The organism is Streptobacillus notomytis, from assembly GCF_001902585.1.
Classification (GTDB): Bacteria; Fusobacteriota; Fusobacteriia; order Fusobacteriales; family Leptotrichiaceae; genus Streptobacillus; species Streptobacillus notomytis.
In genome coordinates, this window is sequence record NZ_LKKV01000091.1 from 36,242 (window position 1) to 49,475 (window position 13,234).

The window sequence follows — 13,234 nt, forward strand, 5'->3', positions numbered from 1 at the left end:
AATAATGGAAAATATTATACTAATGACTGATTCATATAAGTCATCACATTTTTTACAATATCCTGAAAACACTACATATATACATGATTATATAGAAAGTCGTGGTGGATTATATGGATATACTAAATTCTTTGGATTGCAATATTATTTAAAAAAATATCTAAGTAAAAAGATTACAATGGATATGGTAAATGAAGCTAATGATATTATGACACTTCATGGATTACCTTTTAATAAAGAAGGCTGGGAATACATTGTAAAGGAATTAGATGGTAAATTACCTCTAAGAATTAGAGCTGTTCCTGAAGGAGCAATAATTAAAAATCACAATGTTTTAGTTACTGTTGAATCTACTGATAGTAAGGTCCCTTGGATAGTAAGTTGGTTTGAAACATTACTTCTTAAAATTTGGTATCCAATTACTGTTGCAACTTACTCATATAAGATTAGGCAAATAATTTCATACTATTTAAATTTAACATCTGATAATCATGATGAAGAAATTGATTTTAAATTACATGATTTTGGATATAGAGGGGTTTCTAGTGAAGAAAGTGCTGGTATTGGTGGGTTAGCTCACCTTACTAATTTCAAAGGTACAGATACACTTAAATCTCTTGTTTTTGCTAGAAAATATTATAGTTGTGAAATGGCTGGTTATTCTGTTCCAGCTTCTGAACACAGTACTATGACATCTTGGACAAGAAATAATGAAACAGAAGCATATAGAAATATGTTGTATAAATTCCCTACTGGAATAGTTTCAATTGTAAGCGATAGCTACAATTACTACAATGCCATAGAAAATATATTTTCTAAAGATTTAAAAGAAGAAATATTAAAAAGAAATGGTATTATAGTAATAAGACCTGATAGTGGTGATCCTATAACAAATATTTTATTCACTTTAAAAATTGTTGAAGAAAATTTTGGTGTTACAATTAATTCAAAAGGTTATAAAGTATTAAATAATATTAGAATACTACAAGGCGATGGAATATATGAAGATAATGTTTGGGACATTTTAAAGTCTGTAAAAGAAAATGGCTACTCTGCTGAAAATATTTCTTTTGGTTGTGGTGGTTCTCTACTTCAAGGTAATAATCAATCAAGCATAAATAGAGATACTCATAAATTTGCAATGAAATGTAGTTGCGTAAAAATTAATAATAAGCTTGTGGATGTATATAAAGATCCTATAACAGATAAAGGAAAAGTAAGTAAAAAAGGTAGATTAGATTTAATAAAAAAAGAAAATGGTGAATTACAAACTATAAAAATTTCATATTTAGACGAAAATAACTACCATCCAAACTCTATTTTAAATATAGTATATGAAAATGGAAAAATAATAAAAGAATATACATTAGAAGAAATTAAGAATAATACTTATTTATTTTACACTCAAGAAAAATTAAATTCAAGATTATAAAAGGTGTGCTTCATAAATTTAATGAGGCATTCCTTTTTATTTTTATAATACTTGATAAATAATCTAAATTATAATATAATCATATCCAGGGAGATTTATATTAAAAAGCGCCAGAACTTTTATAAGTTGACGAGGATTGGAATTATCGAACTTTCGGCGGATATTCCAAAGGTGGTTACAACCATTACTGACAAAAACATAAAGCGATTTGTGTAACAAATAAGTAATAGTAACAATCTCCGATTTTATTATTCATAGGAGGTTTTTATGTGTGGAATTATTGGATATACTGGAAACAAATCAAATGCAGTAGATATCTTATTAGAAGGACTTGAAAAAATCGAATACAGAGGTTATGATTCAACAGGGATTGCTTTTATAACTGAAAATGGTATTCAAATAGAAAAAAAAGAAGGAAAACTTGATAATTTAAAAAATCATATGAAAAATTTCAATGTACTTTCTTCTTTAGGAATTGGTCATACTAGATGGGCAACCCATGGTATTCCAACTGATAATAATGCTCATCCTCATTATAGCGAAAAAAGAGATGCAGCGCTTATTCATAATGGAATTATAGAAAATTATGCTGAATTAAAAAAAGAACTAATAAATGATGGTGTAAAGTTTAGCTCAGATACAGACTCAGAGGTTGTAGTTCAACTATTTTCAAGATTATTTGATGGTGACCTATACTCTACTCTTAAAAAAGTATTGAAAAAAATAAGAGGAACATATGCTTTTGCATTAATTCATAAATATTTTCCAGAAAAAATGATTTGTTGTAGAAATCATAGTCCATTAATAATTGGTATAGGAGAAAATCAAAATTTTGTAGCATCTGATGTTTCTGCTATTTTAAAATATACAAATAATGTTATATATCTTGAAGATAAAGATATAGTAATATTATCTAAAGATAACGTAACTATATATGATAAAGATGAAAATATAGTTGAAAGAGAAATTAAAAAAATAGATTGGTCTTTTGAGCAAGCAACAAAATGTGGTTATGAGCATTTCATGATAAAAGAAATTGAGGAACAACCTGAAATAATAGATAAAATTTTAAATGTTTATGTGGATAAAGAAAAAAATATAAACTTTAATGAACAATTACAAACAATAAACTTTAATAATATAGATAAAATATATATTATAGGTTGTGGAACTGCATATTATGCAGGATTACAAGGACAATATTTTATAAAAGAAATGTTAGGTATAGATGTATTCACTGATATAGCATCTGAATTTAGATATAATAATCCTATAATAACAGATAAAACATTAGCTATATTTATAAGTCAATCAGGAGAAACTATAGATACTTTAATGTCTATGAAGTATGCCAAAGAAAAAGGAGCTAAAACATTAGCAATATCAAATGTTTTAGGTTCAACAATAACAAGAGAATCAGAAAATGTTATCTATACTCTTGCTGGACCTGAAATATCAGTTGCTTCTACTAAAGCATATAGCTCACAAGTTTTAATACTATATCTACTATCTTTATTTATGGGAAAGAAAATAAATAAATTAGATAAAAATAAATATTTACAATATATTTCTGATATTTCATTACTTAAAGAAAATACATTAGAATTAATTAAAAATAGAGAGAAGATTCACAACATTTCTATAAAAATAAAAGACATGAAAAATGGATTCTATATAGGAAGAGGAATAGATGAAAAAATTGCTAGAGAAGGTAGTTTAAAAATGAAAGAAATTAACTACATTCATACAGAAGCTATTCCTTCTGGAGAATTAAAACATGGAAGTATTGCTCTTATTGAACCTGGAGTTTTAGTTGTTTCAATTTCAACAAACTTAGATATGGATGAAAAAATTATTTCTAATATTAAGGAAGTTAAAGCTAGAGGTGCTTATGTAATAGGTGTTTGCAAAAAAGAAAGTCTAGTTTCAGAAGTTGTAGATGATGTTATACAAATAAATTCAACAGGAACATTATTAACACCACTTCTTGCAGCTATAAACTTACAATATTTAGCTTACTACACTTCTTTAGAAAATGGATATGATGTAGATAAACCTAGAAATCTTGCAAAATCAGTTACTGTAGAATAAAAAATAGAGAGATAATTGAACTTATACAGTTCATATCTCTTCTTTTTATTTATTATAAATTTTAAACTCTTCTATACAAATTATTTCATCAGTTGTTTCATTTAAAAATTCTATATCATGTGAAACAATAAATATTATATTATCTTCTGATTTCATTTTCTTAATTAATTTTGAAATTTTTAACATATTATTGTAATCCATTCCACTTGTAGGTTCATCAAAAAAGATAAATTTTGAATTTTTACATAAAACTGAAGCAATTGCAACTCTTTGTTTCTGACCACCAGATAAACTCATAGGATGTCTATCTTTTAGTTCTATAATTCCGAGTTCAGATAGTACTTGATTAATTGTGTTTTTATCTAAATTTTCAATACCTAATTTCATTTCTTCTTCAACAGAATCTGTAAAAAGTTGATTGTTAACATCTTGCATAACAAATGAAGAATTTTTTAATCTATCTTTTTTACTTATATGAATATTTTTAAATAATATCTCACTTTTTTCTTTATCTTTAAGACCTGTTATAACATGTAAAAATGTAGACTTTCCTACCCCATTTTCCCCTACTATTCCATAAATTTTTCCTAAACTAAATGAGATATTTCCCATTTTTAATATACTTTTATCATTAAATTTAAAAAGAAGTTTTTTAATTATTAGGTCTTTACCATTATTATTTTTTGACTTATTTAAAATAGGTCTGGTAATTGATCTAATACCCCACTCTATCAATTCATCATTTGTTAGTGATAAGAATTCATTTTTTGTAAATGTTTTATTTATTTCTCTATTTTTAACAATAAATACTCTATCTACAATATCCATTAAATAATAGATTCTATGCTCTGCAATAATAAGAGTTATACCTTTACTTTTCAATATTTCAAGCATTTCTTTTAATATATCAATATATTTATTATCTAAATTAGAAGAAGGTTCATCAAGAACTATTATCTTACAACCTGAAATATAGCAAGATGCAATACATAGTATCTGTTTTTCCCCACCAGATAATTCAAAAATATCACGACCTAATAAATGTTCTATTGGAAGAATTTTTAACATATTTATCATACGAGCTTCCATTTCTTCTCTATCAAGCCCTATATTTTCAAGATAAAATAATAACTCTAACGTAGTATTAATATTGAAAAAATGTGTTTTAGGATTTTGAAAAATACTTGATATTAATAATGAAATTTCATAAAGCTCCATATTTTTTATTTCTTGTCCATTTACTTTTATACTTCCTTTAATATGAGCATTTTCATATTGAAAGGCTAAACCATTAATAGAATTTATAATAGATGATTTACCACTACCACTCTCTCCTGTTAATAAGACACATTCACCTTCATTTATTTTAATAGAAATATCATTCAATACTTTAGTTTCTTGTGAATATGATAAAGATAAATTTTCTAATTTAATCATAATAAACCTCCTATTACTAAACCTATTATTGTAATTGCATAAATAAAGTCAATTAAATTTATGCTTACAGTAATATACCTTGTTTTTTTAACAGGATTTGCAATGCATCTTGTTTCAGCAGATTTTGCTATATCATCTGCAATATTTGACGAAATAATAAGTAATGGAACTACTACATATTCTAAATATTTGATTGGATTTTTAATTTTTATTCCTCTTATTCTCATAGCCATCTTTATATTATTTCTCTCTTCTTTAAATGATGGAAAAAATCTAAACATTACTGCAACAGGTATAGATATTATATTAGGTATTCTTAAATAATCCATAGAAGAAATAATACTACCTACATCTGATGTTTTAATTAAAAATTTTCCAGCAGAATATGGGATATAAAACATACGAAGTACAAATAATAAAGAAAATATCATTTTTAATATAAATGGTAATTTCTGTAAAATAGTAAAATTGGGAATAAAAAATAGTAAGGAAAAAACAATAATATTTTTTATTCCTTCTTTTTTTAATCCATTAATAAAATACATAAACGAAATAACAAATATAATTGCTATTTCAAAATAACTATTTATTGAATGTATTACTGTAATCCCTAAAAACCCAACAACTAAAAATTTCGTTATTGGGTTTGGATTTAACTTATTTGTTTTAATAAAATTCATTAAATAATACCTGCTTTTTCAAAATGTTTTTTAAGTAATATTTTACCAATATATGCTCCAATTATTCCACCAATAATAGAACCTAAATAAACTAATAACATATTAGGATAAGAAATTAATTTTTCTAAAATATCAACGTATTCTTTCCCCATCATCATAGAAAGTTCTATATATTTTTCTCTTGCTAAAAGCATTTGCATAAGTGAACCACAAATCCATGTATTAAAAATAGCAAATGCAAACATATTATATTTATATGAATTATAATTTCCTACTCTTCTTATCATTTCAGCTATAAACATCACAATAATTGCATGAACTAAAATTACATAAGTATGCCCCATAGAAAACATAATAAATGGTGAAAAAATACCAAATATAAACAATGCCCAAGGCTTTTGTACCTTTGTCATAAATAACATAACTATAGTTCCTGTAAAAATTCCAAGAATAGTTGGAAAAACTAAAAATAAAATTGGAACTATTCCCATCATCCCTATAATAAACATAGAAATAAAATAAATAATTGAAAATACACCTATTGTAACTAAATCTTTAATTTTTAATTTATTATTTTTCATATTAATCCTCCTAGTAAATAAATTCATCTGCTAATTTTGTTTTTTGAATTAAATTTCTATAAACACTTGAACTCACTAAAAGCTCATCGTGTGTTCCTGTTTTTTCAACATATCCATTACTAATTACTACTATTTTATCTACATTTTCAATTGATTTTAATCTATGTGAAATAATTATAACTGTCTTATTTTTAATTAATTTATTCAAACTATCTTGAATTTTCTTTTCATTATCTATATCAAGACTTGATGATATTTCATCTAATATTAATATTGGTGCATTTTTTAAAAATGCTCTAGCAATAGAAATCCTTTGTCTTTCTCCACCTGATAATTCTGATCCATTTTCACCAATTTTAGTGTTAAATCCATCAGGAAGCTTTTCTATAAAATCCATACAATTAGCGAGCTTTGCTGCATTTTTTACTTCTTCATCAGTTGCCATTTCATTACCTAAACGTATATTTTCTAAAATACTTGTATTAAAAAGAACAACTTCTTGAAAAACTATAGAAATATTTTTAAATAATGATTCTGTTGATACATTTTTTATATCTTTGTTATCAATCAAAATGCTTCCACTATCATAATCATAAAGTCTAGATATAAGTTTTAATATAGAAGTTTTACCTGAACCCGAAGTACCAACAAGAGATGTAACTTCTCCTTGTTTAGCTGTAAAACTTATATTTTTTAATACTTGCACTTCATTATCATAAGAAAATGATACATTTTTAAATTCTATATCATAATTATAGAAAATTGTATCTTTCCCTTCTTGAATAACTGCATTTTTAAGATCTTTAATTCTTCTAACAGCAGGTTCAATATGAAACATTTCAAGTAATCCTTCTTTAGAAATATCAAATAATTCTTTTATTTTTATAGAGGCAAGTATATATCCTATTAAATATATAAAGCTTATTTCACCATGAATAAAAAGATATATTCCAACTAATATTATCACAGCTACACTTATATAAGAAAAAAATGTAGATATAGACAAGATCAATACTAATCCTAATTCAACTTTAAAATGAATTTTTTCACTCTCTTCCATTCTTTTATATAAAATTTCTTTCACCTTATCAGATTGATTAAAGCTACTTATTTCTTGCTGTAATTCAATGGTTTCTTGAAATAGTTCTGAATTATCTCTTAATACATTAAAATAATTACTATTAGCTGAAATTCTTTTTTTCTTTGATAAGGGTAAGATTATAAAACTTAAAAGTGTTGGTATAATAACAGCTAACCCTAACTTCCAATTACCTATTAACATTATAAATCCCATAAGTGGAAAAAATAAATATAATCCAAGAACTTTAGGAATAGAATGACTTAAAGCATGTTCAATATCTGCCACATCAGACATAATAGTTTGAGATAAATCAGATAAATTATTTTTTGAAAAATAAGCAATAGGAATATTTGATAAAGATTTCGCAATATCTTTTCTCAAATTTGCAGATTCTTTATAAGTCGTGTTGTATAAATTAATATATTCATTTGATAATAATATATACATTAATATTAAAGTTAATATCGATATAAATATATATTTCCATGTACTAATAACATTTAATAAAACTAAGTGATTTATTAATGTCATTAAAATATACATTGGAAATAAATTAATACAATATGTTAAAAAACAAAAAATTGTTGCTTTTATTAAATTTTTTGCACCTTGCTCAGATAGAGAATAACGTTTTCTAAAATAATTTTTCATTTGATACCCTCCATTCATTTGCAATTTCATATAAATTAAATAATTTAGTATATAAGCCTTCTTTATTTAATAAAGTCTCACTATTTCCTCTTTCCATTAATTTACCATTTTCTAAAACAAGTATCTCATCTACATTTTTTATACTACTCATTCTATGAGCAATCATAATTACCGTCTTATTTTTCATTAAATTTTTAAAAGCTTTTTGTAATTCATATTCATTATCAGCATCAATAGATGCACTAGCTTCATCCATAATAATAATTGATGATTTTTTTAAAATAGCTCTTGCAATAGCTATTCTTTGTTTTTCTCCAAAAGAAAGATAAACACCTTTTGTTCCTATAATTGTATTTTCTCTATCTTTAAATTTATTTATTATTTCATCACAACCAGCAAGAGTAATTGCTTCCATAATATCTTCTCTGCTAGCATTTTCATTAGCTATAGAAATATTATCATATATAGATTTTTTAAATAGCTTGCTATCCTGAAATACAAATGAAATATTATTTATAATGGCCTCTTTTGTATATTCTTCAAGTGGATATCCACCAATTTTAATAGCTCCTCCATCTACTTTATAAAATCCTGATATAAGTTTAGCAACTGTAGATTTCCCTGAACCAGAATGACCTACTAATGCATATATCCTATTTTCTTTTAAACTAAACGATAAATTTTCTAGTACTTTCTTTTCTCCATATGAAAAACTAACATTATCAAATTCAATATTAAAATTATCAAAATTATTTCTTTTACCATATGTTAATTTATCTTTTAACATTTCATTATATAAATTTTCTAAATTATCAATAGCATAATTTGCATCAAAAATATACATATTTACCCACATAATTTTCATAAATGCTATCATCATTGCACCACTTAGTAAAAACATCATGATAAATTCTACTGCAATTAACTTAGGCTCACTTATATTTATCAAGAAAAAACTAAAAGGAATAGTAATAATATCAATTAATCCTAAAAATATTAGTTGATATAAAACATAAGGTTTTTTACAAGAAATAGAATAATTATATGCATATTTTGAATAGTTAATAATTGATTCATGAAGTTCTTTAAAAGATTTCAGTTTTATTCCAAAAATTTTAACTACCTGCATACCTCTAATATATTCAACTGTTTCTGAACTCAATCTATCAAGAGAACTTTGATATAGTTTCATAAATTCTCCATTCCCCATCATATTTTTTAATATACACGCAGTTATAATTGATAAAGTAATAATAACTATTCCTAAACGAAAACTAATAACAAATGATAGCATAAATATCAAAAGAGGAGTTAAAAAGGCCTGAGCATTATCTGGAATCATATGTGCAACAACCATATGAGTTTTAGAAGCATTATTATCTATAGTTTTTCTAATATATCCCGATGAATATAAATCAAAAAATCTAAAACTTGAATCTGTTAATCCATCAATTCCTCTCTTTCTTAAATTTGTTTCTAAAATGTAAGCCAATTTATGAGAAATAAGTAATGAAAAAATATAAATTAAAGCACTCAAAGTTAAATATATTACAATTTTTATTGAATAATAATATGCATTTTCAAAATCATTATTTACAATAATTTCACTAAAAAAATTGTATATATGATAATATCCATATACCATTAAAAATGAAGAAATGCACGATAATATTAAAGAAAAATAAGCTATTACCTTATGATTTGGAATATAACTAAACAATTTCTTATAAACTCCCATTCTAATCTTCCCTTTCTAATATACTAATAAACATTTTTTCTAATAAATGTCTATTTTTCTTAAAATTTTCTCTTGCTTCTAAAACATTAGATGCAACTATTAATGCATTAATAAAATCATTAACAAATAAAAAAATATTAGTTTCAAATAATCTAGAATCATCATCAAAAATAATCTTTAATCTTTCTTTAGTTTTTTCTTGAAGATATTCCATAAGATCATTTAATTCTGGTCTTCTCTTTTTAGAAATTAAGAATTCAACATAAAGTGGCATATATGGATTTTCATCTATAATTTTATCAACAATTTGTTTTGCTATAAACTGATTATTTGATAAATTCTTACGTTCATTTAAATGCTTTTTTATTATCTCATTCCTATATTCAATTCCAAAAAGCATAATATCTTTAAAAATTTCTATAACATTTTTGTAATAATGATACAGTCCTCCCCTAGATAAGGTAATTTCAGAAATAATATCTTCCATAGTAGTATTTTCTAATCCTTTTATTGTAATTATTTTCATAGCTGCTTCCATAATTTCTTTTTTTCTTTCAGCTTCATTCAATCTTTTTGCAGGACACATATTTATCACTCCTTCTTACCGACACAAGTGTCGATAGCTTATTATATATCATTTTATTTACATTAACAAGTACTTTTTAAAATTGTTTTTTACATTAATATTAAAAAATAAAAAACGACAGATAATAAAACTGTCGTCTTAAGAATATTTTATATCATTTATTTAAAATAGTATAAGTGATAAAATAAGCATAAATATTACTCCAGCTATCATAGGAACTGAAGTTCTTTTAACAAGATTAATAGGCTCTTCCTTAACAGCACCAGAAACAATCATAATAACAGCTGAAACTGGTGAAACAGCACGTAATAAATTACCCGATAGACCTAATGGTATAGAAATTGCAATAGGTGAAATTTTTGCTGCCATTGCTAAAGGTACTAAAAGTGGTACTAGAGCAAAGAATAAAGCTGTTCCACTTCCACTTAATAAAACTATTAAACTTGAGAATATCACTAAAATAATAGGTAATAAAATACCAGAAGCACTAGTTTTAGTCATAACTTCTTGTAATATATTTATTAACCCAATACCTTTTAACCCGTTAACGTAAGTAGATGCTGCTACTAATAGTACAACTATTCCCATAGAATTTCCCATACCTTTGAAAAATTGTTCTACTGATATTAAAGAGCTATTAACATTTCTATTTTTAATAATTTCTATTAATATAGTAATTATTACTGAAATAATCGTTACAGATAAAACACTTAAAGGTAATTTTATTTTTGTAATACTTTCTAAAACAAAACTTATAAATAATATTAATATTGGTAATAAAGGTAATAATGAATATACTAAATTAAAAGGTTTTTCTTCTTTTAATTTAGTTTCATTTTCTTCAAAGTTATTATTTAATAATTGCTTTTTATCACAATATTTTTGCCATAACATATGTACAATAGACATAAAAAATAGAGTTGGTATAGATATAAGTGCATGTGAACCAAAAACATAACTTTCAACAGATATTCCTAATTCAGCAGCTACAGCTACATTATCTGAACCTAATGGTGTTGGCATAATTGTTGCAGTAGTTGCTATAACAGCTGCTGCTGTTAAATTACTCATTCCTGATTTTCTTAAAACTGGGAATAATGTAGCAATTAAAATAATTGCTAAATTTGAAGCACTTGGAATAACTAATGATAACAAGTTCCCTAATAGGAAAACTATAGGTACTAGTATATAAACTGATTTAACTTTTTTAAGAGGCTTAGTTAATAATCTAACTGTCATATCATTTGCACCAATTGTACTCATATATGCTGAATATCCACCTAAAATAAATATTACTAATCCTGCTCCACTAAGTGTTATACCAAATTGTTTTATTATTAAATCAATAGGCTTTAATAAAAAATTAGTGTATTCTCCTTTTAATATTTGTTCTATATATAATAGCAATAATCCTATCCCAAACAAAGTTATTTTGATATCATGCTTTTTTAACAACATGTATCCAACAAATAAAACTGATAAAAATCCTATAATAACTACAAACATAATTAAACTCCTTATCTACAATTATAAATTTCATTCATAAACCATTTTTTAAACATATCAGCATCGATGTCAACTGTAACAGTGACATTAGGTTCTTTTCCCAATTTATTTCTAAGATCAACAATAGTTGCTCCAGATGTAAATTCACCTTTTGTTTCTATTCCTACAAATAATTTTTGAGATGTAAACATATTAGGTTCTAATAAATAAGCTATAGCACAACTATCATACATTTTTAATCCTGTATTAAAACTTCCACCTCTATATGTTTTAAATAAAGTATAAAACATATCTCCTATCTTATGTAAATTTTTGATTTTTTCTGAATCTTCTGGATAAACTAAGGCCTTTAATCCAACATCTAATGTAACCATAGTTATAGAAATACCTGATTCAAATACTACTTTAGCTGCTTCTGGATCTACATCTATGTTAAATTCAGAATAAATTCCTGAATTACCACGACCTATAGCTCCACCCATAAGAACAATTTCTTTAATTTTATTTTTAACTTGTGGATAAGTAAGAAGCAACAAAGCAATATTTGTTAAAGGTCCTATAGGAACTAAAGTTATTTTTTCTTCAGATTTCATCAAAACTTCTTTCATAGCTTCTACTGCATTTATTTTCAATAAATTTTTTCCATCAGTTTCTGGAAAAGTATATGCTCCCATACCACTATCTCCGTGAACTCCAGAAGCATCAATAGGATTTCTAAATAAAGGTTTTTCCGCTCCCTTTGCAACAGGAACTGATTTATTATAGAAATCTAATAATTGCAGTACATTTTTTGTAACTTTTTCTATGCTAACATTTCCTGCAACTGTACTTATTAATTTCACATCTAATTTATCTGAATGTAATGCTAAAGCTAATGCAACAGCATCATCAATTCCAGGATCTGTATCAATAATTATAGGTATTTTAGACATTTTAGTCCTCCTTCTTAAAATTTATAATTTCATTTAAATTTTTAACGCCAATTCTAGCTCCTTTTTTTAAACATGTTAATGCGCCTGAAATATTTGAATAATATAGTTTTTTTTCAATAGGTATATCCATAGATAAACTTCTAATAAACATTCCTGTAAAAGCATCTCCTGCTCCTGTACTATCCAAAGCATGAATATTAATTCCTTGTGAAAAAACACTATCTGATTCATTAATTAAAACACTTCCTCTACTCCCAAGTGTAACAACTAAATTTTTTAATCCATACCCACTTAAAATTTTAAAGATCTTCTTACAGTCTTCTAAGTTTTCAGGATATATATTAGATAAAGTTTCAGCTTCTGTTTGATTAACTATTAAATAATCAATTAATTTATACATTTTTTCATCTATTTTCATAGCAGGTGATGGATTAATTATTACTTTCATAAATTAAATTATTAGAGCTTGAAAAAAATATTTAAAATTAATAAAGAAGATAAAATATATTTTATCTTCTT

At 24.8% G+C, this 13,234-nt stretch carries 11 protein-coding genes; 2 read left to right on the forward strand and 9 right to left on the reverse strand.

Features of this window, described 5'->3' with window-relative positions:
- The first annotated feature begins 4 nt into the window (after positions 1-4).
- The gene (locus BUE91_RS04920) at positions 5-1,432 is read left to right on the forward strand and encodes a nicotinate phosphoribosyltransferase (RefSeq protein WP_073508139.1); all 1,428 of its coding nucleotides are present in this window, start codon (positions 5-7) and stop codon (positions 1,430-1,432) included.
- Between the two features lie 267 nt (positions 1,433-1,699).
- Complete coding sequence (gene glmS, locus BUE91_RS04925) at positions 1,700-3,523, forward strand: glutamine--fructose-6-phosphate transaminase (isomerizing) (RefSeq protein WP_073508140.1); 1,824 nt, start codon at positions 1,700-1,702, stop codon at positions 3,521-3,523.
- A 45-nt stretch (positions 3,524-3,568) separates the two neighbouring features.
- Here glmS and BUE91_RS04930 read toward each other — a convergent pair whose 3' ends face one another.
- The 9 genes from BUE91_RS04930 to BUE91_RS04970 form a co-directional block, all read right to left on the reverse strand.
- On the reverse strand, positions 3,569-4,960 hold the full coding sequence (locus BUE91_RS04930) for an ABC transporter ATP-binding protein (protein ID WP_073508141.1): 1,392 nt from the start codon (positions 4,958-4,960) through the stop codon (positions 3,569-3,571).
- A complete protein-coding gene (locus tag BUE91_RS04935; protein WP_066900947.1) occupies positions 4,957-5,640 on the reverse strand; it encodes an energy-coupling factor transporter transmembrane component T family protein in 684 nt (227 codons plus the stop codon). The genes BUE91_RS04930 and BUE91_RS04935 overlap by 4 nt, the downstream gene beginning before the upstream one ends.
- Entirely contained in the window at positions 5,640-6,221 is a 582-nt protein-coding gene (locus tag BUE91_RS04940; RefSeq protein WP_066900949.1) for an MptD family putative ECF transporter S component, read from the reverse strand. Before BUE91_RS04940 ends, BUE91_RS04935 begins: the two co-directional genes overlap by 1 nt.
- A gap of 10 nt (positions 6,222-6,231) precedes the next feature.
- Positions 6,232-7,953, reverse strand: a complete 1,722-nt coding sequence (locus BUE91_RS04945; protein WP_073508142.1) for an ABC transporter ATP-binding protein — start codon at positions 7,951-7,953, stop codon at positions 6,232-6,234.
- The gene (locus tag BUE91_RS04950; protein WP_073508143.1) at positions 7,937-9,691 is read right to left on the reverse strand and encodes an ABC transporter ATP-binding protein; all 1,755 of its coding nucleotides are present in this window, start codon (positions 9,689-9,691) and stop codon (positions 7,937-7,939) included. Before BUE91_RS04950 ends, BUE91_RS04945 begins: the two co-directional genes overlap by 17 nt.
- 1 nt (position 9,692) lies before the next feature.
- Positions 9,693-10,277, reverse strand: a complete 585-nt coding sequence (locus tag BUE91_RS04955; RefSeq protein WP_073508144.1) for a TetR/AcrR family transcriptional regulator — start codon at positions 10,275-10,277, stop codon at positions 9,693-9,695.
- A 162-nt stretch (positions 10,278-10,439) separates the two neighbouring features.
- The gene (gene dcuC / locus BUE91_RS04960; protein WP_073508145.1) at positions 10,440-11,783 is read right to left on the reverse strand and encodes a C4-dicarboxylate transporter DcuC; all 1,344 of its coding nucleotides are present in this window, start codon (positions 11,781-11,783) and stop codon (positions 10,440-10,442) included.
- A gap of 11 nt (positions 11,784-11,794) precedes the next feature.
- Entirely contained in the window at positions 11,795-12,715 is a 921-nt protein-coding gene (gene rihC, locus BUE91_RS04965; RefSeq protein WP_073508146.1) for a ribonucleoside hydrolase RihC, read from the reverse strand.
- 1 nt (position 12,716) lies between these two features.
- Positions 12,717-13,163 carry a PfkB family carbohydrate kinase gene (locus tag BUE91_RS04970; protein ID WP_066900959.1) on the reverse strand — a complete coding sequence of 149 codons (447 nt, stop codon included), beginning with the start codon at positions 13,161-13,163 and terminating at the stop codon, positions 12,717-12,719.
- Between the last annotated feature and the right edge of the window lie 71 nt (positions 13,164-13,234).

Bases quoted from the DNA above. Each gene is read 5' to 3' on its own strand.
- BUE91_RS04920 (WP_073508139.1), top strand. From the start codon at position 5: ATGGAAAATATTATACTAATGACTGATTCATATAAGTCATCACATTTT.
- glmS (WP_073508140.1), top strand. From the start codon at position 1,700: ATGTGTGGAATTATTGGATATACTGGAAACAAATCAAATGCAGTAGAT.
- BUE91_RS04930 (WP_073508141.1), bottom strand. From the start codon at position 4,960: ATGATTAAATTAGAAAATTTATCTTTATCATATTCACAAGAAACTAAA.
- BUE91_RS04935 (WP_066900947.1), bottom strand. From the start codon at position 5,640: ATGAATTTTATTAAAACAAATAAGTTAAATCCAAACCCAATAACGAAA.
- BUE91_RS04940 (WP_066900949.1), bottom strand. From the start codon at position 6,221: ATGAAAAATAATAAATTAAAAATTAAAGATTTAGTTACAATAGGTGTA.
- BUE91_RS04945 (WP_073508142.1), bottom strand. From the start codon at position 7,953: ATGAAAAATTATTTTAGAAAACGTTATTCTCTATCTGAGCAAGGTGCA.
- BUE91_RS04950 (WP_073508143.1), bottom strand. From the start codon at position 9,691: ATGGGAGTTTATAAGAAATTGTTTAGTTATATTCCAAATCATAAGGTA.
- BUE91_RS04955 (WP_073508144.1), bottom strand. From the start codon at position 10,277: ATGTGTCCTGCAAAAAGATTGAATGAAGCTGAAAGAAAAAAAGAAATT.
- dcuC (WP_073508145.1), bottom strand. From the start codon at position 11,783: ATGTTTGTAGTTATTATAGGATTTTTATCAGTTTTATTTGTTGGATAC.
- rihC (WP_073508146.1), bottom strand. From the start codon at position 12,715: ATGTCTAAAATACCTATAATTATTGATACAGATCCTGGAATTGATGAT.
- BUE91_RS04970 (WP_066900959.1), bottom strand. From the start codon at position 13,163: ATGAAAGTAATAATTAATCCATCACCTGCTATGAAAATAGATGAAAAA.